This is a genomic window from Limnospira indica PCC 8005 (genome assembly GCF_000973065.1).
Lineage (GTDB): Bacteria > Cyanobacteriota > Cyanobacteriia > Cyanobacteriales > Microcoleaceae > Limnospira > Limnospira fusiformis.
In genome coordinates this window covers 6041095-6059936 of record NZ_FO818640.1, presented here as the reverse complement: position 1 = coordinate 6059936, position 18842 = coordinate 6041095, and the positions used below count along the sequence as shown (strand labels likewise).

The window sequence follows — 18842 nt, the reverse complement described above, 5'->3', positions numbered from 1 at the left end:
CGTTTGTCGGGGGATCTGGTATAATTAGGGGATTTTGATATAGGGAGTGAGACACTCCCTAAGTATTTAGAGGCTATTCCTCATAAACCGCCTCAGTAACTTTCCCACGAAAGACAAAGTATTGATAAATATTGTAAAACAACATGACCGGAATTAAAGCGCCGACAAAAATAATCATAACCACCATTGAACTGGGGTCAGCCGCAGCTTGATAAATGGTAATTGTCGGGGGGATAATATAGGGAAAAACGACCATTGCTAATCCCAAAAAAGTGAGGACAAAAATTAAAATTGTCCAGATAAATGGGGTTCTTTCTTCCTGACGGGTAATACTTCTGAGTAATAAGCCAATTAGCACTATTCCCAAAATTGGAATTAGGGAAAAGATATAAACTAGGGGTTGAGAAAATAAGCGATCGCGTGCTGATTCATAAAAAATCGGCGTTACCACAGTGATTAAAATCGCGCCAATTAAAGTAGTAATAGCCGCCAGTTTAGCCGTTTTATAGTGAGTTTTTTGTAACTCGCCTTCAGTCTTCCAAATTAGATAGGTAGACCCAATCAAAACATATCCTTGAATCAAAGTTAATGCTACTACTATAGTCGGGAAACGTAACCAATCCCAAGTGGTGCCAATAAAATGACCGTTAGCATCAACCCTAATCCCTTCCAGAACCCCACCGAGGGCGAAACCTTGACCCAAAGCCGCCAAAAAACTACCCGCCCCAAAAGCAAAATTCCAGAATAACTTATTAGTCGCTTGTTCGCGAAATTCAAAGGCTACAGCCCTAAAAATTAAGCCAAAAATCATCACGAAAATCGGCACATATAGGGCGCTAAGAATAGTGCTATAAGCCAGAGGAAATGCGCCAAATAGACTACCCCCCATCAACACTAACCAGGTTTCATTAGCATCCCAAATATTACTGAGACTGGTCATCAGGATGCTGCGGCGTTTTTCGCTAGAGGAAGTGATAGACAAAATTCCCACCCCCAAATCAAAGCCATCTAGCATCACATACAAAAACAGGAATAAAGCCAAAATTCCAAACCAGACTTGAGGGAGTAAATATTGCAAAGTTTCCATTAATTCTTCTCCGGGATGATGACTTGATGATGAGTGGGGCGATGTAGCGATCGCCCCTAATTTTCGGGTAAGATAAAACCAGAGTTAACCTTGAGTTTCTGCTGGTCTTTCGTCCGGGGAAAACTGACCGGGGCTAGTATCAAAAGCCGGGCGAACTCCACCAGGAATAGCCAACTCCAAATTCGGACCACGGCGAATAATTCGACTCCCAAAATAAATCGCCGCCACCAACAGCAAACTATAAACCACAGCGAAACCAACCAAAGTAGTTAACACATTTTCCGGGGGTAAATTAGAAGCAGCATCAACCGTGCGAATTTCATTATAAACCGTCCAAGGTTGTCGTCCTACACAACGCACAGTCCAGCCAGCCTCAACCGCAATATAACCCAGAGGTGCAGAAATAATCCAACCCCACATTAACCAACCCTGTTGAGTAATATTGTCCGCTGAAAGTTTCCCCCGTAACCACTGAATAACGGTGACCGCCATGAGTCCAGCCAGAAAGAAACCAATAGCAATCATAATCCGAAAAGAGTAGTAAATCAAACCCAATAAACGCGGTCTATCTTCTGGTTTCCACTCTTTTAAACCCAAGACAGGTTCGGATAATTCTTTTTTAAATTCGAGAATATACCCTAAACCATTCGGGATAGTAATTTCCCAATCATTTTTTTGGGTCTGGGGGTTAGGAAAAGCCAACAAACTCCAATCAGCAGACTGTCCAGCGGGGATAGTTTCCCACTGCGCCTCCATAGCGGCTAATTTAGTAGGTTGGTAGTGATAAACTTGTTCGCCACTCAAATGTCCGATATAAAGCTGCATAGGTGCGACAGCGATAGTAGCTGCGATCGCAATTTTCAGAGATTTGGAGAAAAACTGATGATGCCGTTTTTTGAGGATATACCAAGCACTAATCCCACCAATCACAAATAGCGATGTTTCTAATGTTGCGAAGAACATATGCAGAAAGCTATTTAACATGAAGGGATTAAAGATAGCTTGAAAATAGTCAAGCACGATAAATTTACCCTCCACCATTTCCACTCCCGCCGGGGTTTGCAGCCAGGAATTAGCCGACAAAATCCAAAAGGTTGAAAGATTAGCGCCAAAAGCCACAAGAATCGTGGAAACAAAGTGAATAATAGGGTTGACGCGCTCCCAACCAAACACCATAATTCCCAAAAAAGCCGCTTCTAGCATAAACGCCCAGGAAGCCTCGAAGCCAATTACACTGCCAAAAAAGTTACCAATAGCCTCTGATAAAGGAGCCCAATTAGTGCCAAATTGAAACTCCATAGGAATGCCACTAGCGACACCTATTCCGAAGTTAAGGACGTAAAATTTAGACCAAAATCTGGCATGATAATAGTAGTCTGGGTTGCGAGTTTTTAGCCATAGTCCTTCAATAATAACTAGGTAGATACCTAGCCCGGTAGTAAGAACTGGCCACAACATATGAAAGATGGCTGTCAGTGCAAATTGCATTCGGGACAGTGCCACGGTGTTGGATAGAATATCCACGCTTTTCTCTCCGTTTTAACAATGTTATGGGATTATTCCCTACTACTTGAATAGGGGACGACTAGGAATGTCTAGTTATCAATTATAGCTTGATAATTATGATTGATTATGCTGTCCTTGGCTGTAAGCAAGCCCAATTTGAGACTCTGGGAAATGCCAAAAAGGTTGCTAGTCCAGGAAAAATGAGTTTGTTAATTTTTGTTAAGGCGGTGACACCTAGGCGCTGGCTAATGTGGCTGAAAAACTGGACTGGCTGGGCTTTAGGGGGGCTATAGATTGATTTATTAGCAATTTTCAATAGTTTGGGAAAGGGTAAAATAAAAGAGGGTCGTTTTGGCAACATCTCCCGAAGCGCCCCCCAAATCATTATTGTTTACCAGGTACTCCTAATGAGTAAAAAAACCGAAGCAGAAGCTATTATTCGCAATCACGTCCTCTGGTCAATGGGAGGTGGATTAATCCCTATCCCCATAGTGGATTTTATGGCTGTTACTGCTATTCAAATGGAAATGCTACAAGAACTTGCTAAACTGTATGGAGTCAACTATTCTGTTAGTACGGGAAAAGCATTTGTTTCGGCATTAACAGGTACAACTATTGCTCGTTTGGGTTCTAGTTTCATTAAGGCAATTCCGGGTATTGGTTCGTTAATTGGTGGGACTTCAATGGCTTTGACTTCTGGGGCTTCTACCTATGCGGTGGGACAGGTTGCTATTAACCATTTTTCTAGTGGTGGGTCTCTGAATAATTTTGCGGAAGAAGAGGTTAAATGGGCTTATGACTCGGCTTTTGAAAAGGGAAAAAACTATGTTTCTGACCTGGAAAAAGACAAGGCTGATGAGGCGGCTAATATCTATCAAACTTTAGAGAAATTGGGTCAATTGAAGCAGCAAGGTGTCTTGAGTGAGGAGGAATTTCAAGCGAAAAAACAAGAACTATTATCTCGGATTTAGGGAATATTGTATCGGGGTTAATTAACTGGCTGGTTAAATAATGACGGTTTCTGAAACCCGGTTTCTGGTCATGTTTCCCCCCTATTTTTCAGCAGACGGGAGAAACTGGGTTTCTTAATTATCACGATGCACTACTATGGTCTAAAGATAGCCTAATTTTTACACTTATTTAGGAGTGCTATATAGTATGTTTTATCATATTCCTAAAGCTAAACTTACTACTTCGCCACAGGCGGTTTTAGAAATACTGAAGCAGTCTAAAGGTCTGGATCGCGCGCGCCATGAATGCACTGATTATGATGATTTACTGAAGAGAAATCGTTTGTCTGGTGAGTATTATAGGATTTTTAAAAACCAGACTAATGATATGCTGATGGGTGTGGTTAGAAATTATTTGAGGGAAATTAAGGCGGCTGATAATGGGACTATTCCCAATGATAAAGATGAGATACGACGCGCAAAATTACAGTTATTTAATACAATTGTTGATGATATATATACCCAAATTAACAGGGTTCTGGATTTACAAAATCCTAATTATCTGGAAAGCCGAAAAGGTAGGGTTGAACAGGACATTAGGAAACTCTCGGAAAATATTAATGATGCGAAAAGAGTGTTGGTTGAGTCTCTTTCCAAAAATCTCCAAAATATCAAAAGTTTGGAACAGCAAAAAAATATGATTGAATGCAGTATTCTCAGGCTAGAGATAGAGATAGATGATAGTGAAGGCTTTTATCATCATAACTATCAACTGCAACAATTATATGCAATAAATCAAGGACGTAAACAAGGACTTAACCAGGAATTGACTAATTTACAACATCAGATAAATGTGATTAAAAAAAATTGCCAAGATTTAGACACACAGACTAATAATAAAATATATACATGGAACGAAAAAAGGCAGGATAAAATTCGGGAAAAACAGCAACTTTCGGTTAAAATTAGCGAGGAAATTCAAGAGGTTAAAAATCAGGTGATGAAGGGATTAAATGAACTACAAGAGTTAGTGCAGCAAGAAGGTTCATTGGCTGGGATGATTCCGAATAATTTACATGGCTTATTAGGGGATATAGGAATAAAATGGGGTGGTTGTTTAAGGGAATATGAGAATAGCAACCACCCTAGATAAAGTTGGGTTTAGTTGAACTTAAAGGCTTAATTTAAGCGCCGATTCCAATCTGTTTCAGCATCTACGATCGCCTGATCAACAGTTTTTCGATTTAACATGGCTGCTTGCAAATTGTTGTAAATAATGCTTTGCAATTCTTTGATGTCTTCTAGGGGGGGAATCAAAACTTGAGCGTTTGTCATCTGTTGGGCGCTAATTTTCCTGGCTTGGTCTTGGGGTGTGGCATCTGCGGGGATGTTTTGAAAAAAGGGATTTTCTAATGCTTCAATACTGGAAGGGATGACGTTTGAGGCTTTAGCAAAGTTTAATTGATTAGCACTATTAGTCACAAATAAGGCAAAATTTATGGCATCTTCTGGGTGGCGAGTATTTTGGGGGATAACTAGGTTCATGACAGCCACGGAGATTTTACCAGTTTCGCCAGTAATAGCGCTAGATGGTGCGGAAACTTTGGCGATATCGGGGGCATTTTCTGCGATCGCCCTAAAGAATTGAGGTCCGGTAGTCAATAGGGCAATTTCCCCAGCTTGATACAATTCGATCGCCCTTCGATGTCCCTGAGTTAAGACTTCTCTGGGTAACAGATCCCGTTGATATAAATCAACCCAATATTGAAAGGCGGCGCGACCTTCGGGAGTATTAAAAGCAGCCCTTCTATTATTATCAACCAACTGGACCCCCATCTGAACTAAGGACTGTAAAACTTGGGCGGAGTCGGTGGGTACAAAGGAAACAAATAGGGCATATTTTCCGGTTCTCTCGCGAATAGTTTGGGCAACTGTAGCGACTTCCTCATAGGTGGTGGGGGGATTTTCCAGACCGGCTTGATTGAGTAAATTCTGATTATAAATGACAATTTGGGTAGTCAAATACCAGGGAATGCCAAAGGTGCGATTCTGACAATTATCACCGTCGCAGGTTTGGATCATATTAGCTTCCCAGATATTGGGTAAATATAGCGATCGCACTTCTTCGGATAGGTGTTCATCCAAATTTAACCAAGCATCGCGACCCGCCAACATAGAGGCAAAATCGGGGTTTAAATTCACCAGGTCGGGCGCAGTTTGGGCGGACACCGCCGCCAAGATTTTACTCTCCATAGCTGACCAAGGTACATCTACCCAGCGAATTTTGACTTCGGGGTTATCATTTTCAAAGTTAGCAATTAACTGATTAAAATAGTCATTAAACTGAGGTTGAAGCTGCATTGTCCAAAACTCCACCTCACGGCGATCGCTTTGATCAGCAGTTGGGGAGGCGCAACTAACCCCCCAAGTCAACAGCAAACCCAACAAAGCCCAACCTATAAACCGTTTCCAGGTCTTTGAACCCATATCATTTATATCAAACTAGAATAAATAACCCAGTATACACTATTATTCAGATAACCATCTGCATCCAGCCAGAGGGGGAAGGTGTCTAACCCTCCATTTCGGCTAGAGATAACCAGCCCAACTCCCAGAATCGAGATTTTCTGGAAGTTTCAAACATTTAACAGCCCTTTGGCATATACAATGCTAAATGGTAAATTTTAACAAAACCAATGAGGTCTGAAACTCTAAGTTTATGCTAACGCTAGTGATCATAAATACAGTTTGGGTAGTAGCTTCGGTGGTGTGGGTAGAATTAGTCCGAGACACCTACCACGCCCTCGCCCATGTTTGGCAACCCCTGTATCGCCTCCATTCTTGGCATCATCGGGTATTTCGTCCCGACTATAGCATTAAAAGTGAGGAGATTTATCGGAAAGCCCACTGGTATAATGATGTGCCAGAGGCGATGGTTATGTTAGTATTCAGTCTGGGGTTTTGGTTGGGTATCTATGGACTAACAGGAGATCCTCACTGGTTGACGCTGACGGGTTCAGTGTACACCCTCGGCTTTCTACTGCCTGCGATCGCTAGAGGTTCAGGAGTTCCCCACGCGGACACACTCACTGATTTAACCCACCTTCCGGGTAATTTTTCTCAGCCACCGTCGCGGTTATTGGTGAACCCATCTTATCACTGGCGACACCATTTTGATAACCAAAATGCCTACTTTTGCGGAACTCTCACGGTTTTAGATAAAATTATGGGAACAGGACTTTCTCTAAAAGGTAAAACAGTGGCGGTGACTGGCGCTTCTGGGAGTTTAGGGCGCGCGCTACTTAAACACCTCCACAACTCTGGGGCGAAGGCGATCGCTTTATCATCAACTTCCCAAACTATCACCCTCACCATTGACCAGCAAGAATTACCCCTAAAAACTATCACCTGGCAAGTAGGAGAAGAGGAACAGTTAGCGAATCTGTTAGAAACCGTAGATATCCTGATTATCAATCATGGTATTAATGTACACGGGGAACGAACCCCAGAGGCGATCGGCAAATCCTACGAAATCAATACTTTCTCCAGTTGGCGACTCTTAGAATTGTTTTTAAAAACCGTTCGCACCAACACAGATATCGCCCGCAAGGAGGTCTGGGTCAATACTTCCGAGGCAGAAGTTAGCCCCGCCTTTAGTCCTCTTTATGAACTCAGTAAACGCACTTTAGGGGATTTAGTCACATTACGCCGCCTCGATTCTCCCTGTGTGATTCGCAAGCTGATTTTAGGGCCTTTTAAAAGTAATCTTAACCCCATTGGGGTGATGTCAGCCGACTGGGTAGCGAAGCAAATTATCAAACAAGCCAAGTCCAACGTGAGAACGATTATTGTCACCATTAACCCTATAACATTTGTGGCTATCCCGATTAAAGAGTTTTTGGTTTCTAGCTATTTCAGGTTATTTAGCAAATCTCAGCATACCTAGATCCATTTTATCATCAATCCAATGAGCTATCGTAATCCCGCGCCGACAGTAGATATCATCATCGAACTTATAGATCGGCGATCGCGACCGATTGTATTAATAGACCGAAAAAATCCCCCATTAGGCTGGGCTATTCCCGGAGGATTTGTAGACTACGGCGAGTCAGTAGAAACCGCAGCCACCAGAGAAGCCAAAGAAGAAACGGGGCTAGATGTCACCTTGATTCAACAGTTCCATGTTTACTCAGACCCTAACCGAGACCCTCGCCAACATACCCTAGCTGTGGTATTTATCGCTACGGCGAAGGGAGAACCCCAGGCGGCTGATGATGCCCAAAATTTAGACATCTTTGAGCCTTGGTGCATTCCACAGAATCTATGCTTTGACCACGATCGCATTTTACAAGACTATCTGCAATTTCGCCATTTTGGACTCCGACCCAGGCTAATGTGAGTCAGTAAACACCCAACTACCCCCAACTCGCTTCTTGTCAGAAAAAGAAAGTAAGAGACAGAGGTGGCCAACTAATATGGGGGTAATATCCACTTAATCAGCACTGGAATTGGGTTCTAAGCCCCACTGATACTTGAGAAAGTGCTGATACATATTCTCCCTAACCAACATTTGTTCGTAAAGATTAACCAAAAACTCCTGGGCTTGTTCCCGGCTCATTTGGTTTACCTGCATTCTAAATGAGGACAGGTTGAATTGTTGTTCCAAAGATAAGCTACTAGGTTCCATGATGACGTGAACTCCTTAAAAGTGGGTTTGGGTTAATTTTCTGGGGTGGCCACCCTTGTCCGGGCAATTATTACAAATTATAACAATTATTTGACAAAGTGCCTACCTTAATATACCCAAATCTTTGGATTTACCATAACAGATCTAACCCAAAAATTTGTCATCCACGATACGAGATGACTGGATAGTTGCGAAAAAACTATGGCTGTGGGGGGATAAGTGGCAATAATTAACCGAAACTGAGAGGGTCAACATCAATGGAGAAGCGAACAGAGGGGGGGCATTTTTCCGCCAAAGCAGCCAGAGAGGGAGGCGGGGTAGTCTGACCTGGGAGGAATTTTAATAAAATCTGCCAGCGGTATTGATTAGCAACACGCATAATGGGAGCGGGTGCGGGTCCCAACAGTTCGCAAGTTCCCGGAAGCAGATCAGAACTTAACTCTGAGGCGAGAAGGTGGGCGGTTTGTTCAACCTCGATCGCATTATAACCCCTTAACTGGAGTAAAATCAAGCCACCAGAGGGGGGATAATTAAGCTCTGAGCGGTGTTGTAGCTCGGTTTCGACAAAAGACTGATAAGCATGGTTTCGGACGGCTTCCACGACGGGATGTTCGGGGGTATAGGTTTGGAGAATTACCTGTCCGGGGTCGTTACCACGTCCCGCACGTCCGGCCACCTGTAGCAAAGTCTGAAAAGCACGTTCACTAGCGCGGTAGTCGGACAGGTGCAGAAGTCCATCAGCGGAGACAATACCCACCAGCCCTACAGAGTCTAAGTCTAAACCTTTGGTGAGCATTTGAGTACCAACTAATAAATCAGCCTCCCGGTTAGCAAACTGAGTTAAAAGAATTCTATGGGCATTTTTGGTGCGGGTGGTGTCACTGTCAAAACGGATAAACCGCAATTCTGGAAAAAGGCGGGTTAATTCCTGGGCGACTCGTTGGGTCCCACTGCCAAAATGTTTAAAATAGGGAGAGTCACACTGGGGACAGCGTTGGGGGTAGGATTGGGAATGGTTGCAGTAGTGACAGCGTAAGTATGGGATAGCTTCGGCGTGAATGTGGTGATAGGAGAGAGAAACATCACAACGGGGACATTCCATGACGTAGCCACAACTGCGACAGGAAACAAAGGTGCTATGTCCGCGACGGTGGATGAATAAAATGCCCTGTTGATTATTGTCTCGCAAAGAGGCGATCGCCAATTGTAGACTTCTACTGAAAATGGATCGATTCCCCTGCTTCAATTCCCGACGCATATCAACGACTTCTACCGGCGGCTGGGGGCGAGATAATACCCTTTCAGGTAAAGATAGATAATGAATGGATGGGTTATGATTGTGGCGATGATGCTGCCAAGTTTCCAAGGCGGGAGTGGCTGAACCCAAAATTAAGGGGCAGTTTTCCAGTTCCGCCCGCCACGCTGCCACAGTGCGAGCATGGTAGCATGGCTGCGGCTGGTCCTGTTTAAAGCTGCTGTCATGTTCTTCATCGAGAACAATTATGCCTAAATTGGGTAAAGGGGCAAAAATTGCCGATCGCGTTCCGATTACTACCTGGGGAGTACCTTGGATCATATTACGCCAGGTATCGTAGCGTTCACCTTCTGACAAACCACTATGATAGACAAACACCACCTCACCAAACCTCGCGCGAAAGCGATCGGTTAGTTGGGGAGTTAAGCCGATTTCCGGGACTAGGACTAGGGCTGATTTACCCTGGTCAATAATGGGGGCGATCGCCTGTAAATATACTTCAGTTTTGCCCGAACCTGTCACACCATGCAGCAGCAGTTGATGAAAACCAGATAACCCCAAAATTACGTCTAAGGCTTGTTGTTGGTGTTCCGTCAGAGATAAAGGCTGATCCGCTATTGTCGAAATACCCTGTTCCGTGCGTAGAATTTCGCGATCGCCAATTACTACACATCCCTTTTTCTCCAGAGTTTTGAGTAAGCTAGAACTGGTGTTGCAGGTTTGCAATAAATCAGTTACCCACATTTCCCCACCCCGCCGCCGCAAAATTTCCAGCACTTCCCGCTGACGGGTGGTTATGTCTATAAAGTCTAACTCTACCCAATCTATCACTAGGGTGATTGCTGGTCTGAGTTTAGGGCGCGGTGGTGTCGGCGGTTCGAGATAGCTTTCCACCCAACCCCGTTTGATCAGATCCTGTAGTCCCCGAGAGCCTCCCTTAATTTGTCGTTGCAAATACTGCCAGGTATAGTCTCCCGTAGCTGACTGGCGCAAAAGTTGTAAAATCCTTTGGGCTTTCGGTTGCAAAAACTCTTCAGCACCGTCTGGAATAGCATTAGTAACTAAACGAATACGTCGCTGGCTACGGCGTAGGAGTCCGGGGGGGAGGGCAGTTCGGATCGCCTTAATTAGGGGGGTTTGATAATACTGGGCGACCTGTTGTAGTAATTGCCAATAATTGGGGGGGAAAAATCCCTTGACAGTGATATCTTCTACGGGACGCACTTTGATAGAGGTAGCCTTACCCGGTTCCCTCAGATTTTCTGGCAGTTCTGATGTTAACCTAATGGCGATCGCCCCTATCTGTTGAGCGCCAAAGGGGACACTGAGAATATCCCCCGGCATAATATCTAAGTGAGGCGGCACTTGGTAGGTATAAAGTTGTTCTATATCTTCCGTGTCCTCCGTCTGGCGGAGGGTGGGTATATCCACTAAAACCTCAACCAGTTGATGGTCACCATTACCGCCCCAATTTTCTGAACCGTAAGATAGACCACCTTCAGCCAGTTTTAGGGGAAGTGGGTCGCTTTTCGGAAATAACCTGCTGGAAACAGAGGGTGATTCGATTGCCCCCCCGTACAATACCACGGAAGATTTATGCATACAACCTACCCAAAAGTTATGAGGTGCTGAGAATATCTGCGATCGCCTGATGTTCTTCTGGGGGATCACCCACAGCCTGTCGAGCATCAGTAATCAGCCAATCCAAAGCCGCCGCCTGAACATCAATCGAAGCTCCCAGCTTATCCACACAGTAGCGACCAAACACCAATTTGTCTACCAGGCGCACCCCACGCCCCAACCGAGAATACTCGAAAATCACGCTATTACTGACATAGGAGTTGCTACATATTGAGCAACTCGGACCTATCATAGTCGGACCGATAATAGTTGCACCATCTTCAATGCGGGTCATACCACCGATATAGACCGGGCCTTCAATATGCACTTTATCCCAATTCACCGCCACATTTAGCCCAGTGTAAATCCCCGGAGCCACTTCTCTACCTGGGATAGGCACATTTTTCACCTCACCCAGCAACACACTGCGAATAGCCCGCCAGTAGTCGGGAACCTTCCCAATATCTACCCATTCAAAATCCATAGTAATCCCATAAAAGGGCGCGCCCATTTCCACCAAATGGGGGAACAGTTGGCTACCAATATCATACTCGCACCCAGACGGGATGTAGTCAAATATCTCTGGCTCAAAGATATAAATCCCCGTGTTAATGCTGGTGCTGAGAGCTTCTTCTACAGATGGTTTCTCCTGAAAAGCCCTAATCCTGTCCATTTCATCCGTAACCACCACCCCATAGCTGGAAACCTCATCTTTCGGTACAGATTTCATCACTACAGTAGCGATCGCACCTTTCTGTTTATGCCATTTTACCGCCTCACTCAGGTCTAAATCAATTAAGGCATCCCCGCACAATACCACAAACGTATCATCAAAAAATGGGTTAAAGTCCTGGATTTTTTTCATTCCTCCAGCAGACCCCAAAGCCTTACCTATCAGTTGACCATCTTCGATACTCCCCTCAAATGAGTAAGAAATCTCTACCCCAAACCGCTGACCATCACGAAAATAGTTCTCAATTTCATCCGCCAAATGGCTCACATTGACCATGATTTCCTTAAAACCATGGCGACGCAGCAAATCTACCAAAAACTCCATTACTGGCTTTTGGAGAATCGGAATTAATGGTTTCGGTATGGTGTAAGTAATAGGGCGAACACGAGTCCCCTTACCAGCAGCCAAAATCATCGCTTTCATATTCACACTCTACCCTCAGCTATTCTTATTCTTTAACACTCCCCGCCTACAAAGGCTAGGCTAGGGATTCTTCGTTGATCAGCCAGCGGGAGCTTAACCCCTTGCTAAATATCTTCCCTGTTTGCTTAATGGTTTTCCGTTCTACTTAGACAATGACCTGATCCACATTTAGTCTCGGTCAGCCCTCTGGTCCCGTTCACGTAAACCTCTTGGGAGCGTGGAAGCCCCGTGTCTTTAGACCGGGGAGGAAACGCGACAGGGGGACTTTAGTCCCCGTCAATCTTTCAAGCATAGGCGTAACCATCCTTCCTGTGAATCGGTTGGCAGTATTTGTGGCTGATGCCTGCCACCCGTACCGAAGCGGTGGTAATATCAAAACTACCAGACGCACGGCAGAGAACCCGTCCTAGATATGAGCCAATTTTCTTCCCCGCTGTGACCAGTGCCGTCACCATGTCGCCAGTCTGAAAGCCTTTATGAATTTGCCTCCTGGAGCGGTGACGATTCGGGAATCCGTACTTATTCGTCCCGCACATCTGACGGGTTCCATGCCCCTTTGCTAAAATTAGCAACGGTTTTGAAGTCAGAACTTCGAGTGATTCGACTGGTCCAACACAGGCAGTATCAAGCCAGTGAGCTTTAGGTAGGTTGAGCCTCAGTCGATTGAACTTCGTTTGTCCGCCCGTTCCTGTGGTAACTGGGAGTCCTGTTGCTTTCAAAGCATTGAACAAAGCCCATCGGGTCGAGTTAACGGCTGCTGCATCTTTAAGCGGCGATTTTACCTGCCTGAGAAGACGACTCAGTACATCAGGCTGGCTCGATAAAAAATCCCGAATGTCCCCATTGCCTTTGGCTTGATTGCATGAGTGGCAAGCCATCGTCAGGTTAGAAACCCGGTCAGAGCCACCCTTAGACCGAGGGTGGATATGCTCAACTTCAAGTGGTACATTTTGAGCCCCACAGTAAGCACAGGTTCTGTCCCACTTCTCCAACAGGTATTCCCTGACTTCGTAGCCTTGTAATGCTCCCTGCTGATACTCAACACCTGATATCTCAGGGTTTTCCATCAATTGCAGGTCGAACCGTACTAGCTCTTGAGCAATGCGGCCAACTGGGGCAAGTCTACGAAATCGTTGAACCCAGGTCATTAGAGTATCTACTCGATGCTGCCAGCTGGGAGCTAACCAACCCTTGCTCCGAGTCCGATTCAAGAACCGAGCTGGTCGATATCGGGTCTTGCGGTTTCGTCGAGAACGTCGGAGTTGACGACGAGAGAGCAATGCTTCTTTAATCTGCTGTCCTCGGTGCTGCAACTCGGCAGCAAAGATAATATGATTCCCTTGTTTCAAGGCAATTCCAGTGACTTTAGAGCCTGGGTCTAATTTCAGTTCGAGGGGTTCAGGATTAGCGTCAACCTCCTTGTTTAGAATAATGGTGAATGGGTAGCGTCGAAATACCGATGCTTTCCCGGCTTTGAGCAGTGATCGTGCCACCCCTGGCTTGCACGGTGTCAGGGGCTTGCGGTTGGTATCTAAAACGAAAATATGGTTAGACATTGTTGCGTCTGTTCTGATTGCTCGTAACGTCTGCTATGCGCTAACGCGCACGCTGCGCGAACGCTAATGTTCAGAGTCGGTACTTTCCAAATCGCACTGTCTTAACCCCTTAGAACTGTTTAACGATTTGGTTCTAGTGCCTGGAACTAGCACGCATTCCAGGGTAGGAACTTTAACTCTTGCTCTGAACGTAGCCAGTTAAGGCTTAAGCTGGTCAGCTACCTGAAAGCGGGGGCACGAAGCCCCCGTGCTTCAGCCGGGGGTGCTGACAGACACCATTAACCATAACTTAAAGACACTTACTTTCCCCTGGTGTATGAATATTCCACTACAGCTTTTACTAGCCTATCAATATTTCCCGATTTTACCCAAAACAGATTGACCCCCTACCTTCCCGGTTCCCTTTCCTGAGTTCTTATGCACCAAACCTAGTTTGTGCCAATATATATCACCAAGGACAGTAGCCCTGTACGGGCGGGTTTACCAATTATCTCGTCCATATAGCCAATAATCGGGAATTTTAATTTTTGCCCAGATAATATTTGGGGGGACGATAGAATCAGGGCGATCGCGTCTTTTTTTGCGTATAGACACAATAACCCCTTGGGTGCGATTTCTTCAATGATACCATAAGCCCTATAATATCGTCAACTTTTTGGCAGATATTTTGGCGAAAATTGCCACAATTGTTAACAGTCTTTGAAAAATCCCATCAATTAATCTGATTAACTCTCCTGCAAAGAAGTTCCGGTAGTGTTTGCTAAAGTTAGGGCATAATGAGCGATCGCCAAACTCAAGCGAGCTTGTTCTACGGGTGAGAGTTCATGCCATTGTTGGGAACCCACTTTTGTCAATATTGATTCTAGGGCGCGATTGTCATTTCCGCGCATAGCATTAACCATAGGACGAGCGAGAACCTGCAAATCTTCCGGGTCCCACTCAGGTAAAATTTGACTAACGCAAAATACAAGCTGTTCACCAAGACTCTGGAAAGTCTTATCCTGAGCAACTGCTTTAGATATTCCCCTAAGTATATTTTCAGGAATGCGAGATAGGAGACTTACCTCGCCATTAAGTGTTAATTTATCAACTAATAATTGATACAGAGAAATCCGCGGCCACCGATTTTCTATATGTTCAAAGAAGACTTGGGATCTTTGAGTTATATCATCGTCACTGAAACAGTCTGACAGAGACAAGTTTAGATCTGCCTCCTCAAAATAGCCATAAGATTCTGTTTGTTCATGGCTCCAGGGATAGGCAGAATTTTCCGAGTCATCTAACAGTAGTGACCAGAAATCCAATGCGGTCTCATCATTGTGGCAATTAAGTTTAGTCATTGAGTAACATCCTTTGTTGACAACATAATCCAAGGTTCGGGATAGGCGGATAATGGATAATTGTTCGGGATGGTATCCCGCACCCATAGCTACAAAACTGAGAGCAGCAATTCCGCAAGTTCTCTGAGGATAAGGATAGAGTTTTACGGGCTATCAATCAAAAATTCCCAAATGCGACCCTGGGAACTGCCAAATTTTAACTTAGTTCCCGATGAAAGTTGTACCTCTTGATGATGAATGCGGTGCCACTGCTGCTTCTGTTCCTCCCAAACTAGAGTACCGTAGCGAGAGAAATCTCGCAGAAAGTAGGTCGGCGGATTGGTGGGAGACCCGTTACCATTGCGACAGAAAATCTCGGCGTGTTGATTAGAAATCCATGATTCATGCCAAACAATATCATTTTGTTCCGATCGCCCTATCTGAACCCGTCCGGCTTCTATTAGCCAGCTTTTTGATGTGACTTCCTCAGTTGTTTGCTGGAGTTTCAGATAGGCGCGGGGGAGACAATATCCTAGCGCCGTGGGTGAGTTGGCGGGTAGTTGGGTGCGAATAGCGTCCTCGGTGGGGGCTAGGAAGCCATTAAACTCAGGGTGCATATATAATATGGGCAGAGTCCAAGCTGGCTGGTTGAATTTGTAGAGGGTCAGCAACTGTTGTCTGGCGATCGCTACAGCCCGATCAATGGGCATCCTTTCTGATAAGGCTCTAGCAAAGGTTTGAATAAAACTGAGGGCTTCGCTGTCCGTAATGGAGTCCCGCATTCCTAAAACCGCTGGGACTCCATGATGGATTAATACTTTAGCCAAGCTGCTGCTGGGAATGGCGGGAAGAGTGATGTTTTGTAGAGTCGATGATAATTCCATGGCTGGGACTGCACTCCAGCAGGCATTAAATACCGCTAGAGTGATACCACAGCGCACTAGAACTTGAGCCAATTCTGTACCATTAATGGTAGTTTGCTCTTGTAGAAATAGTAAACCACCATCAGGACCCGTCAAGCCATGACCTGCATAGAAGATCACGTTATACGGTATCTGACCTAGCTGCTGGGGGGTTTCTAGTTCCGTAATTAGTTGGGCTACACTGGGCTGGATTAGTGTTTTGATGAAACAGGGTAGCCGATCGCTTCTTGATGAGTCAGATCCTGGGTCGGTGGTGTTGGCTAAAACTTCCGCAATTTGTGAGGCTTCCTTTTCTAATTCCAGCCCATGGGAATTTGTGGCTGGTGGGGTTTGACATTGGGGGATGTCGTTATGACCTAAAACTAATAAGATGTTTAGGGCTTGGATTAAGGGGCGATCGCTTAATGGTTGGACATCACAGGTAGTGCGACTAAATAACAGCCTCGGACTTAGGGAGATGGCTGGTTGTCCCGCCTGTGATTGCATAATTTCCCATGGTAGGGGAATTAAATTGGGCGATCGCACATCTAATCGTATTCTCAGCGGACATTTTTGGCCTAGGGCTAGTCCTTGACAACGGTGGAAACTGCTTTGAATTGCTCCCTGAAACAGCCACTGCCATAAATCTATTCCCAATTGTTGCATTAGTCGGCTGCTGTAGCTGGGTTTGGTTTCCAGAGCGGCTGATAATGGTGGTAGACTAAATTGCGGGTCACTCATGGCTGACTCACTCACCGCTAAGGGTAAGCTATCTGGGGAAAACATTTCTAACCAGGCTTGCCATAATTGTGAGAGGGATTCTGGCCATATACAGTCATGGTGGACATAATCGCTGGCATTGACAGAATTAAACACCCAGGTGGCGAAGTGGTTGCCTGTGGGTGAGTTCAAACGAGCGATCGCAATACTTAGGGTCGGACTGATACATTTACGCAACATTTATCCGGCTATTGCCTGACAATGCGACGATAGCACTATTACCCGTTAAGGTAACAGAGGCGGTATCCCGCAAAGCTTTTAGAAAGATTCCCAAAGCACCGTTCCAGTCCCTGGGTAGAGTGAACCCACACTCCGGACATCGGAACACTTTTGAGCCACCTAGCTGGGAATGCACATGACCACAGTGAGTACAGGTTTTGCTGGTGTATTCTTCCGTCATATCTACAACTGTGGTTCCAGTTATTTCCCCTTGATGTCTCAGGGTTAGTTTGAATCGATAATGCGCCCATGTCAGCATGGCGCGGGCAGTCTTAGACCTGATTAGACGCTTCACCTGACTGGCCATATCGGAAGTCTCGAAGGTGGGCAAAAAAATTAGGCTGTAGTTGTGAGTCAAGTAGTGAGCAATTTGCTTGTGGGCCTCATCCACTAAATTCCGGATTTTAGTTCTCATTCGTTGAGCCGCTTGCCTCATCCGTCGCCTCCTTGAACGACAGGGTTCCTTGGCGATTCGGCTCATCAAATCATCCAAATGTTGACATAGCCTAGTAATGCCTCCAATATCCCCGGAGCCCAATTCCAGAAATCGAGAGCCATCAAACCCAGTTATGAAAGTTCGCACACCCGGGTCTAATGCAATCACGCCAGTAGCGTCAGTTGGGGTAACGGCAACTGGTTCAGGGAAAATCGCCAACCATCGACCTTTGGTAAACACCAACTGAGTCCCTTGCCCGCAAGTTTTAGGGATGGGTTCGGAAACCATGAAAGTTAATCCTTTCGTTAGTCTTGGATACCAACTCCCTGAAGAGAAATTAGTATTATTGAACTTAATCCCTTGAGAGCTGTCACGACAACTTCTAAACCTTGCATCAGGACTGGCGGTCAAAGCCTGATAGGCATCAAAGATGGCATTTTGCCGAATGTGGCAGGGTGTTTCTTTGACCCATGCAGGCAAGTCGCTCTGCATCACTTTATTGCGTAACTTTAACTTGCTTAGTCGTTTACCACTCCGGGATAATGCAATTGCTTGGTTGTAGCAATACCGACAAGCGGCCAACCATTTGCGCCAGACTTGATTTAGCTCTGGGCTGGGGTAAATCCGGATCTTCTTTGACCTGAGTTTTGTATTTACTCCGTCCGTATAATCGGGAACTGAAGCAGTGGAGGATAGTGAGGATGTCCTCAACCATTTCTGGTTCTGGACTGAGACTTGTCTCGTTGAGAACCATGAGTGAGCACCTGTTTTGCTCACAGAGCCATCGAAACAAGTCAAATCCAAGCCTTGCCAATCGGTCTGGGTGGGCAACGACAACCATGCGGGCATCTCCTGACAAATGATGTCCCAGTAAGGCCAGCATTTTCTTTCCCTTGAAGTTGAGCCCGCCTCGGATTTCTGAGACGACTTCTGCTTCGGGGTAGAGGTTGGACAGTGCGGCCACCTGTCGGTTGAGGTCGGACTGCTGGGCGCGGCTACTAACTCTGGCATAGATAACGACTTTGCGTTTGTCACTGCCTGATTTGGCAGCAGTATATCACTCAACGTTGTATCGTCGTTGCCCAGCGGGGGTTCTGATGGTCTCGATTGAGCGATTGTCGTCCCATCTGCGGAGTGTTCTTTCATGGACTCCAAGGATTTGGGCGGCTTCCTTGGGTTTGACATATCTGGCAATAGGTTTATCCTCAACTCTTCTCGCTTATTATACCGTATTGCCGTAAAATGTTAACCTAATTTGAGATTAAATCATGCTTTGATTCGGCGACATTGAAAATTGGCATTCCCACGAGATCACCCTGAACTTCAGAGTTGGTAGACTTAACAGTTTCGCCGAGTCTCATTTTACCAT

15 protein-coding genes and 1 pseudogene are annotated in these 18842 nt (G+C 45.4%); 5 read left to right on the top strand and 11 right to left on the bottom strand.

The window, feature by feature from the left end; all coding sequences use genetic code 11:
* Positions 1-73: 73 nt before the first annotated feature.
* Both cydB and XZ46_RS26845 read right to left on the bottom strand, forming a co-directional pair.
* Positions 74-1087, bottom strand: a complete 1014-nt coding sequence (gene cydB / locus XZ46_RS26850; RefSeq protein ID WP_008053330.1) for a cytochrome d ubiquinol oxidase subunit II — start codon at positions 1085-1087, stop codon at positions 74-76.
* Positions 1088-1171: 84 nt separating this feature from the next.
* Entirely contained in the window at positions 1172-2611 is a 1440-nt protein-coding gene (locus tag XZ46_RS26845; protein WP_006669435.1) for a cytochrome ubiquinol oxidase subunit I, read from the bottom strand.
* A gap of 98 nt (positions 2612-2709) precedes the next feature.
* Here XZ46_RS26845 and XZ46_RS35665 point away from each other — a divergent pair, with 98 nt between their 5' ends.
* The 3 genes from XZ46_RS35665 (at position 2710) to XZ46_RS26835 (ending at position 4696) form a co-directional block, all read left to right on the top strand.
* Entirely contained in the window at positions 2710-2886 is a 177-nt protein-coding gene (locus XZ46_RS35665) for a hypothetical protein (RefSeq protein ID WP_006622487.1), read from the top strand.
* Between the two features lie 114 nt (positions 2887-3000).
* Positions 3001-3564: a DUF697 domain-containing protein gene (locus XZ46_RS26840; RefSeq protein WP_008056253.1), complete on the top strand. Its 564-nt coding sequence runs from the start codon at positions 3001-3003 to the stop codon at positions 3562-3564.
* A 187-nt stretch (positions 3565-3751) separates the two neighbouring features.
* Positions 3752-4696 (top strand): hypothetical protein, encoded by a 945-nt coding sequence (locus XZ46_RS26835; RefSeq protein WP_006622489.1) that lies wholly within the window; start codon positions 3752-3754, stop codon positions 4694-4696.
* A 26-nt stretch (positions 4697-4722) separates the two neighbouring features.
* Here the strand turns inward: XZ46_RS26835 and XZ46_RS26830 are convergent, their stop codons facing one another.
* A complete protein-coding gene (locus tag XZ46_RS26830) occupies positions 4723-6030 on the bottom strand; it encodes an ABC transporter substrate-binding protein (RefSeq protein WP_006622490.1) in 1308 nt (435 codons plus the stop codon).
* Positions 6031-6262: 232 nt separating this feature from the next.
* Between XZ46_RS26830 and XZ46_RS26825 the strand changes: the two genes are divergently transcribed.
* Positions 6263-7489, top strand: a complete 1227-nt coding sequence (locus tag XZ46_RS26825) for a bifunctional sterol desaturase/short chain dehydrogenase (RefSeq protein WP_006669433.1) — start codon at positions 6263-6265, stop codon at positions 7487-7489.
* A 21-nt stretch (positions 7490-7510) separates the two neighbouring features.
* The gene (locus XZ46_RS26820) at positions 7511-7942 is read left to right on the top strand and encodes an NUDIX domain-containing protein (RefSeq protein ID WP_006622492.1); all 432 of its coding nucleotides are present in this window, start codon (positions 7511-7513) and stop codon (positions 7940-7942) included.
* Between the two features lie 93 nt (positions 7943-8035).
* Here XZ46_RS26820 and XZ46_RS26815 read toward each other — a convergent pair whose 3' ends face one another.
* From XZ46_RS26815 to XZ46_RS31145, 8 genes and pseudogenes are all read right to left on the bottom strand, one after another.
* Positions 8036-8230, bottom strand: coding sequence for an NblA/ycf18 family protein (locus XZ46_RS26815; RefSeq protein ID WP_008056258.1), 195 nt, complete (start codon positions 8228-8230; stop codon positions 8036-8038).
* 229 nt (positions 8231-8459) lie between these two features.
* Positions 8460-11087 carry a primosomal protein N' gene (gene priA, locus XZ46_RS26810; protein WP_008056260.1) on the bottom strand — a complete coding sequence of 876 codons (2628 nt, stop codon included), beginning with the start codon at positions 11085-11087 and terminating at the stop codon, positions 8460-8462.
* A gap of 16 nt (positions 11088-11103) precedes the next feature.
* The gene (locus tag XZ46_RS26805) at positions 11104-12261 is read right to left on the bottom strand and encodes a nucleotidyltransferase family protein (RefSeq protein ID WP_008056262.1); all 1158 of its coding nucleotides are present in this window, start codon (positions 12259-12261) and stop codon (positions 11104-11106) included.
* A 284-nt stretch (positions 12262-12545) separates the two neighbouring features.
* Positions 12546-13817: an RNA-guided endonuclease IscB gene (iscB, locus tag XZ46_RS26800; RefSeq protein WP_008056264.1), complete on the bottom strand. Its 1272-nt coding sequence runs from the start codon at positions 13815-13817 to the stop codon at positions 12546-12548.
* Between the two features lie 725 nt (positions 13818-14542).
* A complete protein-coding gene (locus tag XZ46_RS26795; protein ID WP_228116433.1) occupies positions 14543-15157 on the bottom strand; it encodes a hypothetical protein in 615 nt (204 codons plus the stop codon).
* A gap of 143 nt (positions 15158-15300) precedes the next feature.
* Positions 15301-16998: a CHAT domain-containing protein gene (locus XZ46_RS26790; protein WP_006622500.1), complete on the bottom strand. Its 1698-nt coding sequence runs from the start codon at positions 16996-16998 to the stop codon at positions 15301-15303.
* Entirely contained in the window at positions 16988-18184 is a 1197-nt protein-coding gene (locus tag XZ46_RS31150; RefSeq protein ID WP_081593333.1) for an RNA-guided endonuclease InsQ/TnpB family protein, read from the bottom strand. Before XZ46_RS31150 ends, XZ46_RS26790 begins: the two co-directional genes overlap by 11 nt.
* Positions 18093-18668 (bottom strand): annotated as a pseudogene (locus XZ46_RS31145) (IS607 family transposase); the annotation flags it as partial. The gene XZ46_RS31150 and the pseudogene XZ46_RS31145, both read right to left, overlap by 92 nt.
* Positions 18669-18842 lie beyond the last annotated feature (174 nt).